This window comes from Sorangium sp. So ce1036, assembly GCF_051369805.1.
Lineage (GTDB): Bacteria > Myxococcota_A > Polyangia > Polyangiales > Polyangiaceae > Sorangium > Sorangium cellulosum_F.
The window spans coordinates 3084742-3104111 of sequence record NZ_JBBMOX010000001.1 but is presented as its reverse complement, the minus strand read 5'-3'; the positions used below and the strand labels follow the sequence as shown (position 1 = coordinate 3104111).

General features: G+C 71.7%; 14 protein-coding genes. 9 read left to right on the top strand and 5 right to left on the bottom strand.

Going from position 1 to position 19370, the window contains the following annotated elements:
• The first annotated feature begins 66 nt into the window (after positions 1–66).
• The 4 genes from WMF31_RS12010 (at position 67) to WMF31_RS11995 (ending at position 6485) form a co-directional block, all read left to right on the top strand.
• Entirely contained in the window at positions 67–456 is a 390-nt protein-coding gene (locus WMF31_RS12010) for a hypothetical protein (protein WP_436602069.1), read from the top strand.
• 44 nt (positions 457–500) lie between these two features.
• A complete protein-coding gene (locus tag WMF31_RS12005; protein WP_436602068.1) occupies positions 501–1334 on the top strand; it encodes a PspA/IM30 family protein in 834 nt (277 codons plus the stop codon).
• Between the two features lie 13 nt (positions 1335–1347).
• On the top strand, positions 1348–4176 hold the full coding sequence (locus WMF31_RS12000) for a cation-translocating P-type ATPase (RefSeq protein WP_436602067.1): 2829 nt from the start codon (positions 1348–1350) through the stop codon (positions 4174–4176).
• 365 nt (positions 4177–4541) lie between these two features.
• Positions 4542–6485 carry a hypothetical protein gene (locus WMF31_RS11995; RefSeq protein ID WP_436602066.1) on the top strand — a complete coding sequence of 648 codons (1944 nt, stop codon included), beginning with the start codon at positions 4542–4544 and terminating at the stop codon, positions 6483–6485.
• A 132-nt stretch (positions 6486–6617) separates the two neighbouring features.
• Here WMF31_RS11995 and WMF31_RS11990 read toward each other — a convergent pair whose 3' ends face one another.
• The 4 genes from WMF31_RS11990 to WMF31_RS11975 form a co-directional block, all read right to left on the bottom strand.
• A complete protein-coding gene (locus WMF31_RS11990; RefSeq protein ID WP_436602065.1) occupies positions 6618–9560 on the bottom strand; it encodes an SBBP repeat-containing protein in 2943 nt (980 codons plus the stop codon).
• Positions 9561–10521: 961 nt separating this feature from the next.
• The gene (locus tag WMF31_RS11985) at positions 10522–11610 is read right to left on the bottom strand and encodes a hypothetical protein (protein ID WP_436602064.1); all 1089 of its coding nucleotides are present in this window, start codon (positions 11608–11610) and stop codon (positions 10522–10524) included.
• 130 nt (positions 11611–11740) lie between these two features.
• Positions 11741–12838, bottom strand: coding sequence for a hypothetical protein (locus WMF31_RS11980; protein WP_436602063.1), 1098 nt, complete (start codon positions 12836–12838; stop codon positions 11741–11743).
• Between the two features lie 45 nt (positions 12839–12883).
• Positions 12884–13993 carry a hypothetical protein gene (locus WMF31_RS11975; RefSeq protein ID WP_436602062.1) on the bottom strand — a complete coding sequence of 370 codons (1110 nt, stop codon included), beginning with the start codon at positions 13991–13993 and terminating at the stop codon, positions 12884–12886.
• A 231-nt stretch (positions 13994–14224) separates the two neighbouring features.
• On the opposite strand from WMF31_RS11975, the gene WMF31_RS11970 reads away from it, so the two are divergent.
• The 4 genes from WMF31_RS11970 to WMF31_RS11955 all read left to right on the top strand — a co-directional run bounded on the left by WMF31_RS11970 (position 14225) and on the right by WMF31_RS11955 (position 18475).
• Positions 14225–15577, top strand: a complete 1353-nt coding sequence (locus tag WMF31_RS11970) for an RNA polymerase sigma factor (RefSeq protein ID WP_436602061.1) — start codon at positions 14225–14227, stop codon at positions 15575–15577.
• A gap of 208 nt (positions 15578–15785) precedes the next feature.
• A complete protein-coding gene (locus WMF31_RS11965; RefSeq protein ID WP_436602060.1) occupies positions 15786–16529 on the top strand; it encodes a hypothetical protein in 744 nt (247 codons plus the stop codon).
• A 544-nt stretch (positions 16530–17073) separates the two neighbouring features.
• Positions 17074–17235 (top strand): hypothetical protein, encoded by a 162-nt coding sequence (locus tag WMF31_RS11960; RefSeq protein WP_165373353.1) that lies wholly within the window; start codon positions 17074–17076, stop codon positions 17233–17235.
• Between the two features lie 13 nt (positions 17236–17248).
• The gene (locus WMF31_RS11955) at positions 17249–18475 is read left to right on the top strand and encodes an MFS transporter (RefSeq protein ID WP_129350605.1); all 1227 of its coding nucleotides are present in this window, start codon (positions 17249–17251) and stop codon (positions 18473–18475) included.
• Between the two features lie 109 nt (positions 18476–18584).
• Here the strand turns inward: WMF31_RS11955 and WMF31_RS11950 are convergent, their stop codons facing one another.
• Positions 18585–19169, bottom strand: coding sequence for a hypothetical protein (locus WMF31_RS11950; protein ID WP_436602059.1), 585 nt, complete (start codon positions 19167–19169; stop codon positions 18585–18587).
• A gap of 14 nt (positions 19170–19183) precedes the next feature.
• Here WMF31_RS11950 and WMF31_RS11945 point away from each other — a divergent pair, with 14 nt between their 5' ends.
• A complete protein-coding gene (locus WMF31_RS11945; protein WP_165373354.1) occupies positions 19184–19354 on the top strand; it encodes a hypothetical protein in 171 nt (56 codons plus the stop codon).
• Positions 19355–19370: the final 16 nt, after the last annotated feature.

Sequence of the window (19370 nt, the reverse complement as noted above, 5' to 3'; positions counted from 1 at the left end):
TGGAGGGGCCCCCGCCTGCGTGCGGAGCTAGCCCGACGCGACATGATTCTGTAGGCTCGCCGCGCCATGCCGCGCACCGCCGAGGACGTTGAGACCTATCTCCTGCAGCTCGATCGCCGGTTCGAGAACGACGCCGGCACCTACCTCGTCTCGGGGGGCCCGGACGCGCCGCCGATCGCCATCCGCGTCGATCCGCCCATCGTGGCGGTCCGCGTCGCGATCGGCCCCGTGCCCACGGACCAGGCCCACCAGACCAGGCTCTTCCGCCGCCTCCTGGAGTACAACGCGACCGATCTCATGCACGCTTCCTACGGGATTGAAGCGGACACCGTGGTGCTCTCGGCGGCGCTGGAGCTCGAGAACCTCGACATGAACGAGCTCGAGGCGATCCTGAGCGACATCGACCTCGCGCTCGCCCGCCACATCTCCGTGCTGCACGATCTCGCGCTGAGCTGAACAGGACCCGCCGCGCCTGGTGACCCCAGAGTTGGAGCTGATCTATGGGAATTTTCGCGCGCCTTGCGACCCTCATCAAGTCGAACCTGAACGACCTCATCAGCCGCTCGGAAGACCCCGAGAAGATGCTGAACCAGGTCGTCATCGACATGTCGAACCAGCTGATCGAGGCGAAGAAGCAGGTCGCCGTCTCGATCGCCGACGAGAAGCGGCTGGCCAAGCAGGCCGAGCAGGAGGCCGCCAACGCCGCGGAGTGGGAGCGCAGGGCGATGCTCGCGATCAAGGCGGGGGACGACGCGCTCGCGAAGGAGGCGCTGAACCGCAAGAAGGAGCACGACCAGCTCGCCGCCTCCTACAAGGACCAGTGGCAGAAGCAGAAGCAGGCGGTCGATCAGCTCAAGACGGCGCTGCGCGTCCTGAACAACAAGATCGAGGAGGCCAAGCGCAAGAAGAACGTGCTCATCGCCCGGAAGAAGCGGGCCGAGGCGCAGAAGGCGATCCAGGAGACCATGAGCGGCCTCAACAACGCCTCCGCCTTCGAGACGTTCGACCGGATGGCGAACAAGATCGACCAGATCGAGGCCGAGGCCGAGGCGGCGGGCGAGATCGCCGAGCAGTACACGGGCGACACGCTGGCGCAGAAGTTCGGGCAGCTCGAGGCGACGGCGGGCGCGGACGACGAGCTGCTCGCGCTCAAGCGGAAGATGGGCGTCCTCCCGCCCGAGCCGCCGCCCGCCGCGCCGCCGCCGCAGGTGCGCGTGGCCGGGGCCGCGGGGCCGGCCGCGGCGCCCTCCCCGGCCGAGCAGGACGAGCTGGCGGCGGCCCTCGCGGAGCTCGAGGCGGAAGAACAGCGTGAACAGGCCCGGATGAAGCGCTAGAGCACGACCGCCCATGAGCCAAGCCGCCACGGCGATCCGCCGACCCGAGCCCGAGTCGGGCTCCTCCGACCTGTCCGTCCCCATACCCGTGCATGCCGAGGAGGTCGGCGCGTTCCTGGAGCGCGTCGGGGTGAGCTCCGCCGGCGGCCTCACCGACGCCGAGGCGCAGAGGCGCCTGGCCGAGCACGGCAAGAACCGCCTGCCCGAGACCAAGAAGAAGAGCGCGCTCGTCCGGATCCTCGAGCAGTTCGCGAACCCGCTCGTGCTCACGCTCCTGGCCGCGGCGGCGATCGCCGTGGTCGTCGGCGTGACCGCCGACCGGACGGAGAGCTTCCTCCACCGGTTCGGCGACGCGATCGCGATCCTGCTCATCGTCGTCCTGAACGCGTTCCTCGGGTACTACCAGGAGCGGCGCGCGGAGGCGGCGCTCGACGCCCTCCAGAAGCTCAGCGCGCCGAACGCGCGCGTGCGCCGCGGCGGCAAGACCCTGGTCATCCCCGCCGAGGACGTCGTCCCCGGCGACATCCTCGAGCTGGAGGCGGGCGACGCGATCGCGGCCGACGCGCGGCTCGTGCAGACGATCAGCTTCGCGACCGAGGAGGCGGCGCTGACGGGCGAGAGCGCGGCCGCGGTCAAGGACGCCCTCGCCCCGGTCGCGCGCGACGCGCCGCTCGGGGACCGCGTCACGATGGTCTTCACGGGCACGAGCGTCGTGCGCGGCAAGGGGCGCGCCGTGGTCACCTCGACCGGCGTGAGCACCGAGCTCGGCCGCATCGGCGAGATGATCCGGTCGGTCGGCGAGCAGAAGACGCCGCTCGAGGAGCGCCTCGACCGCTTCGGCGCGATCATCCTGCGGGTGTGCCTCGCGCTGTCCGCGGTGCTCCTCGGCTGGGGCTTCCTCCGCGGCGGGAGGCCGTGGCACGAGCTCCTGCTCGAGGGCGTGAGCCTCGCCGTGGCGGCGATCCCCGAGGGGCTGCCCGCCATCACGACGATCACGCTCGCGCTGGGGATGCAGCGCATGGCGCGGCGCGGGGCGATCGTGCGCAAGCTGCCCGCCGTCGAGACGCTGGGCGCCGCGACGGTCATCGCGTCGGACAAGACGGGCACGCTCACGCAGAACGAGATGACCGTCCGCAACCTCTACGCGGGCGGCCGCCGCTTCACGGTCGCCGGCGAGGGCTACAGCCCGATCGGCGCGATCCGCGACGAGAAGGGCGCCGAGGTCGCCGAGCTCCCCGCGCCGCTCATGTACCTGCTCTCGACGGCGGCGCTCTGCAACAACGCCTCCCTCCACGAGGACCAGGCGACGGGCCGCTGGACCATCGTCGGCGATCCGACCGAGGCGGCGCTGCTCACGGTCGCCGCGAAGGGCGACCTCTCGCGCGAGTCGGTGGCGCCGTCGCACGCGTTCGTGCACGAGCTGCCGTTCGACAGCGATCGCAAGCGGATGACGGTGATCACGCGCGACGATCGCGGCCGCGACATCGCGCACGTCAAGGGGAGCGTCGACGTGCTCCTGCCGCTCTGCGTGAAGTTCGCCGACGACAAGGGCGTGCGCGCGCTGACCGACGACGACCGGAGGGCGATCCTCGCCGAGGCCGATCGCCTGAGCGCGAACGCGCTGCGCGTGCTCGCGATCTGCCGCCGCGTGCGGGTCAGCATGAACGAGGACGACGTCGAGCGCGAGCTCACGTTCCTCGGCCTGGTCGGGATGATGGACCCGCCGCGGCCCGGGGTGAAGGAGGCCGTGGCCGAGTGCAAGCGCGCCGGCATCCGCGCGGTCATGATCACCGGCGACCACCGGCTCACCGCGACGGCGATCGCGAAGGAGATCGGGCTCTGGGACGAGGGCGACGAGGCGCTCAGCGGGTCGGAGCTCGCGGCGATGAGCGACGAGGAGCTCGCGCGCCGGATCATGCACCTGCGCGTCTTCGCCCGGACGACGGCGGAGCAGAAGCTAAGGCTCGTGCGGGCGTTCAAGGCGCACGGCCACATCGTGGCGATGACGGGCGACGGCGTGAACGACGCGCCGGCGCTCCGCGAGGCGCACATCGGCGTGGCGATGGGGCGCGGCGGCACCGACGTGGCGCGGCAGGCCGCGGACCTGGTGCTGGCCGACGACAACTTCGCGACGATCGTCGAGGCGGTGCGCGAGGGGCGCGCCATCTACCGGAACATCCAGAAGTTCATCTTCTTCCTGCTCTCGTCGAACATGGGCCTGCTCGTGGCCGTGTTCGTGGTCTCGTTCTTCGGCAAGTGGCCTCCGCTGACGCCGCTCATGATCCTGTGGATCAACCTCGTGACCAACGGCCTGCCGGCGCTCGCGCTCGGCATCGATCCGCCGGATCCGAAGCTGATGTCGGAGGCGCCGCGCCCGCGCGACGAGGGCCTGCTCATCCGGCGCGACTACCTGGGCATCCTGTACGTCGGGACGTTCATGGGCCTCGCGGCCGTGGCGCTCTACGCGACGTCGGCGCAGGACGAGCAGTCGCTGCTCCGCACCCGCGCCCTCGCGTTCTCGCTGCTCGCGCTCTCGCCGCTCTTCCACGCCTGGAGCTGCCGGAGCCCGGTGACGTCGCTGTTCGGGTCGAAGCCGCTGATCAGCGTCCCGCTGCTCCTGGCGGTCGCGGCGAGCGCGGCGATCCACCTCGTCGCGCTGCTCGTGCCGGCGCTGCGGCCGGTCTTCCGCACGTACGCGATGTCGGCGGACGAGTGGATGCTCCTGCTCGTCCTGTCGGCGCTCATCGTGCCGGCGGTCGAGATCGCGAAGCTCGTGTACCGCCGCATCCGCCCCGCCGACGCCGGCGCGGGGGCGCTCGCGGCCCCGGCCGCGCACCGCTGATCCTCCGCGCCACGGGCCGGGTGTGGCCGGCCCTCCTCCCCCCCTACTCCAGCCGCTGAACCAGGCCTCGCCGATCGGCACGGCGGGGGGGTGCTGCCCGCTGGGGGCTCACCTCCGGGACCTGCGTTCCGGCGAGCCCCTGTCGTGGCTCGCCTGCACTCCGGCCCCTCCGGTGAGCCCCCAGCGGGCAGCACCCCCCCGCGGGTGTACAGCACCGGTGCACGGGCGGCACGGCATCAGCGCACGGGCGGGCTCGAGCGGTCCTTTTTCTGGTGCCCAGGAGGGCACTCGATGCGGACGATCCGGAAAGAAAGGGCTCGTGGTAAGAACAAGCGGGCGCGGAGAGGCGTCCAAAGCCGAGCCTTATGCGACGTCGAACCCCCTTCTTCCGTGCGCCGGGGGCCCCTGCCCCCGGCGCTGGCCTCGCCGTCCTCGCGTCGGTCGCGCTGACCGCCGCCGCGCCCTCGCCCGCCCTCGCCGCCGGCACGCCGCTCGCGGCGCCGATGATCGACGCGAAGTCGATCAAGCTCGACGGGGTCCCGAAGGAGTGGCCCGTGGAGCTCTCCGCCCTCCGCTTCAAGGTGAAGGGCAAGCCGGGTCGGGCCGACCTCGCCACCCGGGCGGCCGTCGCGTACGACGTCGCGCGGGTCTACGTCGCGGCCGACGTCACCGACGACGCGCTGCGCGGCGGCGCCGACCACGTGAAGCTCGTCCTCGGCTTCCCGGGCGGCAAGGTCCAGGCGGTCGCGCTCTACCCGGGCCAGCCGGGCAAGAGCGCGGGCAGCGCGAGGCTCCCGGGCGGCAAGGCGGTGGCCGGCGCCAGGGTCATCGAGGCGCCCCGGAGCGGCGGCTACACGCTCGAGGCGAGCATCCCCTGGTCGGCGTTCCCCGAGGCGGCGACGACCCGGATCGGGCTGCGGGCGGGGCTCTTCGTCCACGACGCCGACGCCTCCACGGCGGTCGAGGCGATCGTGGGGACCGCCGCGTCGGAGGCGTACGCGTCGCTCGCGCCGCTCGCGACCGAGCCCGAGCTCGCGCTCGCCGACGGCCTCCTGAAGAGCAAGGGGATCCGCACCGCCCCGAGGTACGATCTCGTGGCGAACGTCGCCGGGGACGCGATGCGGGAGCGGGTGATCGTCCACGGGCGGTACCTGATCGTCCTCGGCCCCGGCTTCCGGCAGGGATCGCAGTACTACTTCGAGGACCTCGGGGTCGACGCCGGGGAGGGGATGCTGCCGGCGCTCACGCTGCGCGATCTCACGGGCGACGGCCAGGCCGAGATCATCCTCCGGAAGCGATCCGGCGGCGGCTCCAGGTACCGCGAGGTGATGCACGTGCTGCACTTCGGCGCCGGCGACACGCCGCGGCCGATCTTCCAGCACGAGGTCGCGATCGCGACGGAGAAGGGCTCGGTCGTCAACCAGGTCGACTTCGTGCCCGACGGCGGCAAGTCGGCGATCCGCGTGCGGCCGGGCAAGGCGACCCGCTACGACGCGAGCAGCTACGCGGAGCCGGTGGAGACGACGTACGATCCGCTGCTCCTGCCGTGGGGGCCGATCAAGTCGCAGCTCTACAAGCTGACCGGGGGCGCGTATGCGAAGGCGAGCGAAGAGCGGCAGGCGCCGGCGCCCGCGCCGCGCGCCGCACGGGAAACGACGCGGTCCGCGGCGAAGCCCGCGCTCTCGCCGGCCCAGATGCTCGACCGGGTGTACGCCCTCTACCGGCGCGACCGCGGCGCCTCGTCGCGCAAGCCGCGCTTCGATCTCGGCGCGGACGTGGCCGGCGGCCGCGAGCCCGAGCGGGTGCTCCTGCACGACCGCGACATCGTGGTGTTCGGCAAGGGCTTCCGGGGCGGCGCCGGCTACTCGTTCATGACGCTCGCCCAGTTCGCGTCGCCGGCCGACATCCGCGCGGTGAGCGCGCGCGATCTCACGGGCGACGGCAAGGCGGAGATCATCGTCCACGGCACCGTCCGCGCGCAGGCGCCCCGGGAGGCGGGCCCCGGGACCGTGGATCGCGACGTGGTGCTCGTCTTCCGGGTCGCGGGCGAGAGCATCCAGCGCATCTTCGCGGCCGAGGTCGCGCGCAGCATCGGCAGCAAGAAGATCGTCGGCGAGCTCCGGTTCGTGCGCGCGGGCGACAAGCTGGGGATCGAGCTCGCGCCCGGGCGGGCCGTCGAGTGGACCGAGCAGACGTACCCCTTCAACCAGGACAAGGGGCCCGTCGGCGGCTTCGAGCCGCTGCTCCTGCCGTGGGGCGGCGCGCAGCCGGTCCGGTACGTGTGGAACGGGTCGAGCTTCGCCCGGTAGGCGGACAGGCATCCTCCGCTACATCTCGCTTTCATTCCCATCCACCAGCAGGAGAGTCGCAAAGACGCGCGTGCCCGGGCGGCGCAACGCGGCTGAGCCCGTCGAGGTTATTTCACGCTATCTCGGGGGACGTCAGCGCCCCTGGACCTCGAAGTTGGTCACGCCCCAGCCCTCATCGAAGAGGCCGGTCAGCCCGGTCGCGGACAGGTCGAGCGCGAGGTCGGGCGCGGAGTGCGGGAAGACCAGCTTCATGCGGTACACGGAGTCGCCGTACGGATAGGCGAGGGTGTTCACCTCGAGCGCGCCCGACCCGGCCAGGCTCCCGTCCTGCGGATAGCTCTGGGAGCTCAGGGTGTTGGAGAAGGTCTCGCTGAGCAGCTCGACGCCGTCCGCGGAGGCGGTCCAGACGCTGGGGCCAAAGGGGCCATCGCCATCCCAGGCGTTGATGAGGTAGAGGTCGAAGCTGACGGTCAGCTCGGTGTGGGGGGCGAGATCGTTGAGCGTCAGGTGCGCCGTCTCGTTGCCGAACTGCCCCAGGAAGGTGCGGTCTCCGAGCGGGGTGACGCTGATGACGATGGACTCCCACTCCGGGCCGATGGATCCGGTGAAGTTGTTGAAGTAGACGCTGCGGGGGCTGTTGATGACCGGCCCGCCCTGCCCGTGGCTCGCGAGATCCGTGGCGACCTCCTGGGCCGAGTCCGCGAAGCTCGGGTCGCCGGTGAGGCCCACGTCGAGGATGCACGTCTGCTTGACGACCTCGTCGGTGATGCCGGCGCAGGCCTGCTCGCCCGCGGCCCTCTGCGCGGGGGTCAGGTTGTTGAGCCACGCTGGCTGCGCGGGACCGGCCGGATCGCCGCACGGCGTGCCCTGCTGGATGAGCGCGACGTCGCCCTGGGCGGCGCCCACCCGCCAGACGTCCGCGTAGCTGTTCGTGTCCTGGTACATCTCGAAGAACGTCAGCCCGCTGCTCAGCGCGCTGCCGTCCCGGGCCATCATGAACTCGTTGGTGGGGTCGTTATCGGCGTTCCCGAAGAGGCCGACCATCTTGCCCACGCTGGCCGGCGGGACGAGGAAGAGCATGTCCAGGTACAAGCCGAGGACATAGCTCCTTGGATGCAGCGCCAGCCGCTCTCCCGTCGGCCAGGCCAGCACGGTCCTGCCGCTCGCGGACTGGTAGACGCTCCCGCCGCCGGCGAGCGCGAGCGCGCCGCTCGACGGCACCGTCGTCTGTTGCCCGTTCAAGTAGAGCGCGCCGTTCGCGTGGAACTCCACGAGATCACCCGCGATGCGCGCGCCCACGGCCCGGCCGGTCGAGACGCCCGGCGACACGGGGCACTGCCGGATCTGGATCTCCAGATCGGGAGTGGCGGTGCTGGTCGCCATCACGAAGTCGCCCTCCCCCTGGAAGTCGAAGGCGACACGATCGAAGCTGACGTAATGGGGGTCTCCCCAGCACACGGCAGGCTTGCAGGACGGATCCGGGGTGTCCACGCGGCACCCCTTCATGACCTTGACGAGGAGGGCGTCGCTACCCCCGCCGCCGAAGGAGTGACCGCAGAACGGCGCGTCCGTCCTGCCCGTCAGGAAGACGTTGCCCCTCGGGTCGACGGCGACGCCTTGTCCCGCCTCCATCGCGTCCGTGCCGATGTACTCGGTGCGCAGGTGTGCCCCCGCCGTGCTGTACTCGCGCAGGTACATGTCCACGCTCCCGAGGGGCGCGTCGGAGTCGAGGTCGCGGGAGGTCTGGCCGGTCAGCACGACCGATCCACCGACGACGGCCACCGACATCGCGGAGACGTTCTCGCTCGCCGCTGTCTGCCGGATCCATTGCGTGGTGAGGCTCGCGTCCAGCTTGGCGAGGAAGGCGTCATACCTCGTCGAGGAGGCGTAAGAGGGGAAGTTCCCGTTCGTCGTGCCGGAGACGTAGACGACGGTCTCACCCGACTCCACCGCGGTCGTCAGGCTGAACGCCTGGTCCTGGAGGTTCGTGCCGAGGAGAGCCACCCCGCCCAGAGCACCGTTATCGCTGTAGCGGGCGACAAAGGCGTCAGCGCTGCCGCCTGCGTACGGTTGGCCTGCCAGCGCGCTGGTGGTGTAACCGGCGACGTAGACCTGCCCATCGGCTCCGACGGACACGCTGCGCGCGATGGTCGTCCTGTTGTTCACTCCGAGTTGCCTGGTCCAGACATGAGCGCCGCTCGCCGAATACTTCGCCACGAACAGCGACGTGGTGCCGCTCGTCGGCGGCGGGTTCACCCCGGCGAGATTCCCGCCTGTGGAACCCACCACGTAGACGCTGCCGTCCGGTGCGTGGGCCACAGACCACGCTTGATCCAGCGCAGCCGTACCGAACTGGCGCCGCCATGCCTCGGTCCCGTTTGCGTTCAGCTTGACGAGGAAGACGTCCGAAGATCCCTCGTGCTGGCCGGCCTCGATCGCGCCGCTCGTGTGGCCGACCACGTAGAGCGACTCGTTGCCGCTCGTGGGGCACTGGGCCGAGGAGACGGCGACGCTCGTCGCCTGGTCGCCCGCCGACGTGCCGATCTGCACGCCCCAGAGCAGGTTCCCGTCCTGCCCGACCTTGCGGATGAAGGCGTCACTCATGCCGCTGTTCACCTCGCCCGAGATGGCCCCGGTGGTGGACCCGACCTGGTAGACGGCGTCGCAGGACGCGGCGACCGCGTTCCCGAGGTCCGCGCCGGTCGTGGGAGTCTCGTCATGCCACGTGAATCCCTCGAAGCTGGGGCAGGTCGCGTTCAGCAAGGGGAGAGGGAGGCCCTTCGCGCTATCCCCCCCCGTGGGGTCGAACGGGAGGGTGGACAGGGGGGAGTCATCCTCCTTGGGCCTCAGCTCCTCCTCGGTCGCGCTGGTATCGTCGTTCAGCTCGCCGGCGGGGGCGAGATCATCCCCCGCCGCTCCGGAGCCGTCGTCCCCGGAGGAGATCGGCGCAGCCTGGTCGGGCTGGGGACCTCTCGTCGAGCCCACCGGCAGAGGATCGCCGGTCGAGCCGCTGCAAGCGGCGACGCCCGCTGCCAGGATGCACACGGAGAGCGTCTCAGAGTGAAATCGTTTCATGCTTGAACCTCGCAGTAAATGATGTCGACGCGACGCGGCCCCGAGGCCGGGAGGATCCGATGTTTTCATTCTCTTTGTTGGTCTCCCCCGTACACTCCAGCTTGTGTGAGGCCGCGAGCCCGGCCTCGACGCCGCCGGTCCTCGACGAGCGTGCGCTCCTCGTCGCCGAAGGCGCAGAGTTTCCGGATGGCTCCTCATCGCGCTCCGATTCTCGCGGGGGCCATGAGCAACGAGCGTGCCGGACCTTTCAAGCTTCAGATCTGCACCACCTATCCGCAGGCGAGCTCCTCGGCTGAGCCCGTAGCGCGCGCAGGTGAGCGCCGATCCCGGGACGGGATTGTTCCGCCCCCGTGCAGGGGGCACATGCGGCAGCGTGCTCGTCACCCAGGGACGCAGCGCTTCATCCAGCGACGCGGGCTCTATCGCGGGCCCCCCTCCCCAGCTGGACGCCGTGGGGCGCCCTCGGCCGGTGCGCTGCCGCCCCGCAGTCGGCGTCATGACGAAGCGAGGCCGAGTTGCTGCTCGTCCGGGAAAGCGGCGCGCCTGGCGGACCGAATGATTTCGAGAACTTACGGTCGTCGTCGTCGTGGCTGTGGGGACGGTGGGCAACCCGCAGGGTTGTCCGAGGGCCTGTGGGCAAGCTCGATCTTGAGCTTGTCCACAGGCCCGGCAGTCTCCACAGCCAGTGCTCCAGCTTGGCGTGCGCAGGGGCGGCCGCTTTCGCCGTCAGGGCGTGAAGTGACACCTGTGCGCTGCTGGTGTCGCATGCTCGACGTGGCCCAGAACACGGGCGACGGAGCTACCCCTGCGAGATCATTCGGCCCGACTTCCGACGAAGAGCCGTAAATACGCCGGCCCGAACTTCGACGAAGGGCTAGAATACCGCGCTGGAACAAAAGACGCCACGAACACTCTTTTGCATCACAGCGGCCCCCAATCGTCCATCGCGCTCACCGAGCCGTCATTCTTCGGGCTCCGGCAGGCAGCAGACGACGGTCGGCTTCGGTTTCCCGCCGACCGGGGTGCAGTGCGGGTCCTCCTTCACGACCCATTCCGCGCTCAGGCTGCCGAGCGCCGGCCCGGGATCGAGTGGCACGCAGGCATTGCCCTCGCCGAGAGCCACCTCCGCCGTCCCGATGAGCGCGCTGTCGCTGCACGCGCTGTCCGCATAGGCGCTCACCCGCGCCGCGCACCGGCCCGGTGTCGTGGTCACGCAGCCGCACGGCTCGCAGTTCTGAGGGTCGGACGGATCTCGTTTATAAAAGAGGAACTTCTCCGAGAACATCGGGCGCTCTCCCGGTGGGGCAGGCGGATGACAGCCCTGGTCACCTTCGACCTGCGCAACAACGCAGTAGCGCCACCCTGGGGGCACATGGGCCTCTTGCTGGTTCAGCATGCAGGCATCAAAGCGGTTCGGGCACAGGCGGTCGACCACCGTACCGAGACACGCGACCGCGACCTGGGCGGGCCCTTCCTGGCTCGGGGGCCCATGGCGAACGATGGGCTCGCAGAACGACTCGAGCATTGGCCCGATCCAGATCGAACCGACCCGCGATGACGGCACGGTGCCTGGCGATGTGCAGCGCCCGTTCCAGTTGTGAGGCGGATTGAACGGCGTGTTCGTCGCCTCCGGGATCTGCGCGCAGGACCAGAGGGAGTTCGCCGCGACCGTCCGCGGTAACCCGCAGCTTGTCACTCTGCAGTTGCACTCGCCGCAAAACTCTTCGCTGGGCCGGCTCGACCGGAGCTTCGTGAAGGTCACCGGGACGAAGCTCTGAGGCTCGCCCGTGTCGGGATCATCCGCCATGAGGTCCGTACACGACGGCTCGGACTCTTCGGGCCCCATCCATAGGAGCAGCGGCGGGGAGAAGAAGCCCGGTCCGTCGGGGAACACGCATTTGCCCCAGCAGACGCCGTTGCTCGTACCGTCGGGGTTGACGACCGGGCAGGGATCCCACGGTTTTCCGCACGGCTCCTCGCTGCCGCAGCCCCCCGCGGCCACGATGCCGACCAGCGCGAGCGCGCTCAACAAACACAAAAGCCCCCGCATGCGTCGTGATCCCATCTCGACCTCACCGCTTTCCTCGGCCCGCCCGCGACGAGCGCGCGTGTCCTTCGCCTCCAGGGGGTTCCCGGCGCGACGCAGCCGTCGCCCCGGCGCCCTCGCTCCGCTGGCAGCATCACCGTCCCCTGGGCAGACAGCAGATCGTCTCCGCCCCCTCACCATCCAGCTCGCCCACCGGGCTGCCCCCCTCCGGCGTGCAGCTCCCGGGCTCGTTGACGATCCACGTCGCGCTCAGGCTGCCTAGCGTGGAGCCCGGCTCAGGGCTCACGCAGATCCCTGTCTGAAAGACGCTGATGCCGACGAGCGGATCGCTGCACGCGTGGTCCTCGTAGGCCCACACGAACGCCTCGCACCGGCTCGCCTCGGGCGGCTTGCAGGTGCACGGCGCGCAGGCGCGCGTGTCGTTCACCGCCGTGTAGAACACCCCCAGCTTCTCCGAGTAGGTCGGCCAGGGGCTCCCCGGCTCCGCGGGCGGCTCGCACTGGACCTCGGCCCCCGACTTGCGGACGCAGTACCTCCACCCCTCGGGCAGGTGGTCCTGCTGCTGGTAAAGCATGCAGATCTGGCTGGGCAGCGCGCACAGGTTGGGCACCCGGTCGCCTCGGCAAGCGACCGCGACCTCGACCGTGAGCGCATCGCGGGGCACCGGAGCCTCCTCGGTCACGGGCATGCACGGCTGCACGCGGGTCGGACCGATCGCGAACGAACCGAGCTGCTCCGGCTCCACCCGGCCCGGCGATATGCACGCACCGTCCCAGCCCGGCGGGGGCGCGAACGGCGTCCGCGTCTCCTCGGGCACCTCCCCGCATGCCAGCGAGGTCGCCGTCACCTCGGACGGCAGCGCGCACGACGGCGGGGTGCACGCGCACGTGGGGCAGTCGTGGTCGTTGCGGCTCGGCGTCCGCCCCTTGAACACCGCAGACCCATCGACGAGCCGCACCACCTCGCCCGACGTCCCGGGGACGGCCCAGACGAGATCGTCGCACGACGGCGCAAACAGGTCGGGCCCCGTCCAGACGAGCTCCGGCGGGCGGAAGTCGTCGGGCGGAGCAGGCACGCACTCGCCCCAGCAGCGCCCGTTGCTGGTGCCGTTCTCGTTGACGATCTCGCAGACGAGGTCCTCCGCGCAGCGGTGCTCCCCGCCGCCGCCGCACCCGCCCGTCGCCGCCAGGCCGCCCGCACCGAGCAGCGCTCCCCCCGCTATCCGTCGCAACCTGCTCCGCATCCTCATCCCCCCTCCCCCGGTCTCCTTTGCCGCCTACCAGGCGCCGACCACGACGATGCCCCCGCCCTGCGCCGTCGCGATCGGCACCGCGCGCACGGCGCTGCTGCCCGGCGCCGGGGCCCACCAGAACGACGAGATCGCCACCGCGCCGGCGACGCCCGCGCCGATGAAGCTCGCCCAGGCCGCGGCCTCGAGCGTGTCGCGCGCGCCGTTCTCGTCGGCCAGCACCGCGCACGCCGCCTCGTGCTCGGGGTACAGGCATGCCGCCGGCCCGCCGCGCCGCCGGATCGCCTCCGCCTGCGCCGCGGCCTCGTTGCCGCGCGCCGCCGCCGCGATCGTGAAGCCCGCGCCGATCGCGACGCCCGCCAGCGCGAGCCCGAGCCCGCCGAGGCGAAGGACCGTGCCCGCCGCCCGCCCCCCGGCCTCGGAAGGCGCGGCGGACATCGGCGCGGATGCGCCCGCGGCGGACACCGGCGCGGATGCGCCCGCGGCGGACACCGGCGCGGGCGCGGGCGCGGGCGGGGCCGCGGCCGCGCCCGCCGGCGGCGGCGCCGGCTCGAGGTGCATGCCGATCATCGACGCGTGGCCCCGCCTCGCCTCGAACGGATAGACGCCGTCGACGTAGCCCTCGAGCTTGCCGCGCGCCTCGTGCGGCCCCGGCTCCACGTAGACGAAGTAATCGGCCTGCCCCTGGCCGATCTTCCGGCCGTCGACGAACACCTCGGCCTCGGGCCGGCTCACCGCGATGGTCGCGGACGCGACCTCGCGCTCCGCCCGCGTCAGCCCCTCGGAGAAGCGCCGCCGCGCCGCCGGCGCGAGCGCCTCCGGGACCAGCAACGACGCCCGGAGATGCTCTGCCGCCTCCCGGAGCTTCCCGCGCGCGAGCTCCGCGAGGCCGAGCTCCCCCGCGAGATCCGGCCGCGGGTCCGCCTCCCACGCCGCCCGATACCACGCCGCGGCTTCCTCCCACCGCCCCGCGCGCCGCGCCCGCTCGCCCCGCGCGAACGCCTCCTCGGCCCCGGAGCGCGCCGCCTCCTCGCCGGGCTCGGGAGCATAAGGATCCTCGTCGTCCGCCAGCGCCGCGTGGCTCCAGACGACGGACGCCATCACCGCGGCGAGCCCCCCCCAACGCCGGATGAGCATTTGTGCCGCACCTTACGCGGGGGCCCTTTCCTGGTCAACCCGCCCTGCCCCTCCAGAAGCAGCAAATAAAGTCCAGCGGCCGTGGAATCTACGCCGCTCATGCGGAATGCGTCCGTCCTGCTGGGCAGAGCGCGTCGGGTGCGCTTGTGGGAACGCAACGCGACGGGATCAGCACAGCGCGCTGTGACGATTTCCAAATACCGAACAGGCACGGGACGTAACTGGACTGGTATGGGGAAACGATCTCGCACGACCGACGCTGTCACCGGGGAACAGGAAACGCCGCTCACCCTGGAGGCGATCCTCGCCGAGCACCAGGAGGTCATCCAGCGTTACGTGGAGCGTCGGGGGTTCCGGGGCGCGGACCGGGACGACATGGTCCAGGAGATCTTCCACGGCGCCGCGCGGTCGCTGCACCGGTTCGATCCCCGGCTCGGCACGATGCGCGTGTGGCTGCTGCGCATCGCGTTCAACCTGACGTCCAAAGAGCGCAAGCGCGCCCATCGCCGCCATGAAGAGCTGTGGCCGGCGGAGGCGCTGGATGGGCTCACGAGCGAGGCGCCGGACTCCGAGACACGGCTGCTCGCGGCGCAGCGGAGCGAGGCGCTCGCCGGGTGGCTCCAGGAGGTCCCGCCGCTGCGACGGGACATCCTGGTCGCGCACGACCTGGAGGAGAAGACGCTCCAGGAGATCGCCGAGCGGCGCGCGATGTCGAGCAACACGGTGTGGAACCACCTCCGGCTCGCGCGGCTGAGCCTGAAGGCCGCAGAGCGCCGCCACCGGGCGCGGCACCGTGGCCGCGGGGTGCTCATCGCGCCGCTCGCCGCGGCCTTCGGCGCGCCCGAGGCCCGCGCCTCCGGGGACCTGCTCCGCGGTGGGCTGCTGCGGCGCGCGCAGGGGTGGATTCGCCGGGGCCTCCGGCGCGTGCTGTCGCATGGCCAGGCCGGAACGGGGCACGGCGAACCCGATGCGGCGTGTGGCGACGCCGGCTCGGCGGCGAGCGCACCGCGCGCCTCGCCCGTGAGCTCACGGCCCCTCCGAAGGCATGCGGCCGCCGTCGCCGCCGGCGTCACGGCCGGCGCGCTGCTGCTGCTCGCCCCTTTCGAGAGCAGCGATGTCCGGGAATCACCGGCTCATGCTACCGCGCTGCGCGCTCCGCAGATCACGTCGACCGCCCCGCGCGGTGAGGCATTTCGCTCGGTCCCGGGCACGCCCTCGAAGGAGGTGGCCGCCGGCGCTGCAATGGGTGCGCTGGAGGCGCCCTCGGAGGAGCTGGCCGCCGTCGCTGCAATGGGCGCGCTGGAGGCGCCCTCGGAGGAGCTGGCCGCCGTCGCCCCCATGGGCGCACGAGAGACCTCGATCCACGCCTCGGTGAGCCCGCGGCGGGCGCCGCGTGGCCCCGGCGTGCGGCTCACGCCCGAGCTCCGGCTGATGCGGCGGGCGATAACGACGCTCGCCACGGGTCGGCACCACGCGGCGCGGCTCCTGCTCGAGCGACACCGGCGCGAGTTCCCCGTGGGGGCGTACGCAGGAGATCGCGAGACGCTCCTGCGACGCCTCCCCCTCGCGGCGCGCCCCGAGTGATGCCGTCCAGCGGGGCGCACGCGCCCCGCCTGGCCGAGGAGGACGAGGGTCGAGCCGCGAGCGGCATCGAGGAGGCCTCGCGGAGCGCCCTGCCCTCGGCCAGGGCCGCCCGCGCCCCCACCGATGGACGAAATCCTGCCATCGCATTGCCATTGCGGAGCGAGCTCTGCGAACGTTGCGTCGTTTTACCCAACCCAAGGAGGCGCCTGTGGCAGACCCCTATATCGATCCTTTCGAGACGAAGATTTACGGGAAGTTCGCGCGCGAGCAGATGGCCGCGGTCCTGATGGGCAAGATCCCCGCCCTCGACGGCATGATCGCGTTCGCCATCGACAGGCAGCTCGCCGCCGATCAATCGATGGCGGACGTCCTCGATCGCCAGCCGAGGCCCGCGCCGCGGCTCGACAGCGAGGCGGTGCTCGGCGAGGCGCGGGACGTCATCGTGCGGTTCGCGTCGTACCTCGACTCGCTGAAAGGGAGGCCCGTGGACCCCAGGGTCTTCTTCCGCGGCGAGACGCCGAGCGTGCTCGCGCGCCGGCGGCTCACGAAGCTCACCGCCGGGGTCGGGCACATCGCCGAAGAGCTCGAGAAGCACCGGGACAAGATCCGGGGCGCGGAGCCGTGGCAGGCCGAGATCCGGGAGGTGCACGAGAAGCTCGTGGCCCTCGAGCGGCAGCAGCGCGCCTCGCGGGTCGAGCGGATCGAGCTCGGCCCCGAGGTGTCGACCGCGCGCGAGGCGTGGCTCGCCGTCTACAACGCCAACAAGAGCCTCGTGCGCGGGCTGCTCGCCCACCTCGGCAAGCCCGAGCTCCTGCCGCACATCTTCGACGACCTCGCCGAGGTCCACCGCGTGAGCGGCGTGAGCGACGCGCTGCCGCCCGGCCAGTCGGCCGCGCCGGCCGAGCCGCCGGCCGCCCCGGCCGGCCAGCCCGCGATCCCGGCGGGCGCCTGATCCCCGGGGCCCGCTGCAACGCTTGATGCAAGCGTTGCAGCGGGCGACTCGGTCGCCCAGTCGGCCATTTCAAGGCTTGAAGCGGTCGACTGGGCGGCCGGGTAGCACACTTCAAGCGTTGAAATGGCCGACTGGGCGGCCGAGTAGCACGTTTCAAGCGTTGAAATGGCCGACTGGGCGACCGAGTCGGCCACTTCAAGCCTTGAGGTGGACGGCGAGGCGGCGGGGATCGGGATCTCGAGCGCAGCGAAGGGGTCCCCGCCGCGCCGGCGGGGCGCCGGCTCGGTCGGCGGGCCCGAGGAGCTCGCGATGCGCCCGCGATCGCGTTCGCGATGCCCGAGCCCAAGGGCGTCCCCCACCCGATGCCGCGCGCCGAACGGCCGACGCGCAACCGGACAACCGGATCGCGCGCCGGCAAGGACGCGGTCCCGCGCAGCGCTCGGGCCAGCTCGGGAGGCGGCGAGGAGCACAACCGATTTGCGTCCTTGACGATGCCCTCTCCGGACTCGACAAGCGACGACACAGCCACAAGTGGACGATCATCATGGCCACGACGAGCGACCACAACACGTCCGAGGCCCCGCTTGCCAGTGATGAATCCGAGCAGGAAGAGGCGGTCCGCGAGGTCTACGAATCCTTCGCCGATGCGCCGCCGCTCTACCGGCTCGGCCACCACGTGCTCGTCGAGGCGGTGAAGCCGCGATGAATCCGCGGACGGCATGATGGCCGCTGCGAACGGCGGAGCGTCCGGCGGACGGCGCGCCGGGATCCAGCTTGGCGCCCTGCTCGTCGCCGCTGCGCTGTGCAACGTCGCGTACACGATCCTCATCCCGTTCGTCCCGACGCTACAGCACAGGTTCGGGATGACCCCCGCCGCCATCGGGCTCACGTTCGGCGCGTTCTCCGCGACCAAGGCGCTGGCGCAACCCCTCGGCGGCTGGACGGTCGACCGGCTCTGCGCCCGAACCGTGGCCGTCGCCGGGCTCCTCGTCAGCGCCGCCGCGACCGCCGCCCTGGCCGGCGCGAGGGACACGGGCGAGGTGATCGGTTATCGGATCCTGTGGGGGCTCGGCGACGGCTTCGCCGCGCCGGCGCTGTACAGGCTCGCCAGCGCGCTGGGCGAACGGGATGGTCACGAGGCCCGCGTGCTGGGTTGGTTCGGCTCGGCGGCGGTCGTGGGGATGGCGCTCGGCCCCGGCGTGGTCGCGGCGTTCGCCGACACGCTGACCTTCCCCGCTGCTTTCGCGCTCGGCGCCGCGCTGACCACCGGCGCGGCCGTGGTCTTGTGGTGCGCTGTCGCGCCCGACCTCGGCCGTGCGCCCGCGCGGCATCACGGCGCGGATCTGCCGGAGAGCGCGCCGGCGAGCCGTCCAGGGACGTGGCTGACCGTCGTCGGCTTCGGGCTGCTCGACTTCGTCAACAACTTCATCTACGCGGCGCTGGAGCCGACACTGCCCCTCTACGCCACCAGGACACTGCGGCTCGACGCTCGGACGGTCTCGCTCCTGTTCTTCGTCGGCCTCGCTGCGTCTGCCGCGATCTACGCGATCGGCGGGCGCCCTGTGCAGCAGCATGGCGAGCGGGCCGTGGCGACCATCGCGCTCTTCGTCCAGGCCGCCGCGCTCACGGCCGCCGGGGCGAGCGCGGTGGCCGGTGTCCTGGCCGCATCCTTCGTGCTGCTCATGATCAGTCAGCCGCTGGTGTACGTCGCGGCCCGCAGCGGCGTCACCGCCGTGTCCGGGCGCGGCCAGGGCAGGGCGTTCGGCCTCTTCGGCCTGATCTCCGATCTCGGCTGGGTCACCGGGCCGATCGTCGTGACCCCGCTGCTCAACACGATGGGCGGATCGGTGCTGTTGCTGCTGGCGTTGCTCGCGGCGATCACCGGTGCGACCGCCTGGACGCTCGCCGGCCGGCGCAAGGCCCTTCGCAGCGTCGTGCCGAGATGAAAGCGCATGACGGCGACACACGGCCTACCGCGCCGCACGCAGCGCTCCAATGGACCGTACATTGCCTGGTGATCTGCTCGCAGGAGGTGTCGGGCCTGCTCCTTGCGAGTCAACTCTCCGCGGCAGCGCGGCCCTTGCCGGCGCGCCGGGGCTTCGCCTTGGCGATCGAGCGGCTGCCGGAGGCGTGCTCGTCTGAGGACCGGTCCTGCTGATGCTGCTGCTCGACGAGCCGGACCAGATCGGACGCGACCTCCAGCACTTCAGGAGGGGCATGAACGGGTTGCCCGGCGAGCTGGCGGAGCGCGACGACGAGCGGCTCGAACAAGGTCCTGGCCGGGGATGCCTCGAGGAGGGCCAGCGCTCTGTCGACCTGCCCCTGCAGGATCCCCGCCATCACATCGAAGTGATCCCTCCGCTCCTCCGGCCCGAGCCCCTTCGCCTCCTCCGCGATCCGCTCCAGCAGCCCCACAAGCCCCTCCCCCTCGTAGAGATGGACCATGAAGTCCACCACCGCCCGCACACGCGCCGCGCCCGCCCCGCGGCGCCGGAGCAGGTGATAGATGTTGTAGAGCCGCTCGCTCAGCCGGTACCTGAGCTTCCGCCCCTGCCCCTCCTCGACCACGGCTCCGCGGCCCACGAGCCGGTGCAGCAGCGCGCTCGTCTGGTTGACCTCCATCCGCGCGGCTTCCGCCACCTCGCAACCTGGAGGTGCGCTGGTCAGGGCCCCAGCGGCGGCCGCGCGCGGGGCAGCGCCCTGTCCTGTCGTTCACGTTCGCGATGGGGCCCAACGCGCCCGACCGGGAGGCCGCGGTGTGGGGCGATCCCGGCGACTACCGCATCGCCTCGCGGATCGTCGGCGAGCCGTGGCCGTTCCGGTGAGAACGTCATCCCCGCC

Excerpts from the sequence above, each read along its gene's own strand:
- WMF31_RS11995 (WP_436602066.1), top strand. The coding sequence starts at position 4,542 with ATGCGACGTCGAACCCCCTTCTTCCGTGCGCCGGGGGCCCCTGCCCCC.
- WMF31_RS11975 (WP_436602062.1), bottom strand. The coding sequence starts at position 13,993 with ATGCTCATCCGGCGTTGGGGGGGGCTCGCCGCGGTGATGGCGTCCGTC.
- WMF31_RS12010 (WP_436602069.1), top strand. The coding sequence starts at position 67 with ATGCCGCGCACCGCCGAGGACGTTGAGACCTATCTCCTGCAGCTCGAT.
- WMF31_RS11985 (WP_436602064.1), bottom strand. The coding sequence starts at position 11,610 with ATGCGGGGGCTTTTGTGTTTGTTGAGCGCGCTCGCGCTGGTCGGCATC.
- WMF31_RS12000 (WP_436602067.1), top strand. The coding sequence starts at position 1,348 with ATGAGCCAAGCCGCCACGGCGATCCGCCGACCCGAGCCCGAGTCGGGC.
- WMF31_RS11990 (WP_436602065.1), bottom strand. The coding sequence starts at position 9,560 with ATGAAACGATTTCACTCTGAGACGCTCTCCGTGTGCATCCTGGCAGCG.
- WMF31_RS12005 (WP_436602068.1), top strand. The coding sequence starts at position 501 with ATGGGAATTTTCGCGCGCCTTGCGACCCTCATCAAGTCGAACCTGAAC.
- WMF31_RS11970 (WP_436602061.1), top strand. The coding sequence starts at position 14,225 with ATGGGGAAACGATCTCGCACGACCGACGCTGTCACCGGGGAACAGGAA.
- WMF31_RS11955 (WP_129350605.1), top strand. The coding sequence starts at position 17,249 with ATGATGGCCGCTGCGAACGGCGGAGCGTCCGGCGGACGGCGCGCCGGG.
- WMF31_RS11960 (WP_165373353.1), top strand. The coding sequence starts at position 17,074 with ATGGCCACGACGAGCGACCACAACACGTCCGAGGCCCCGCTTGCCAGT.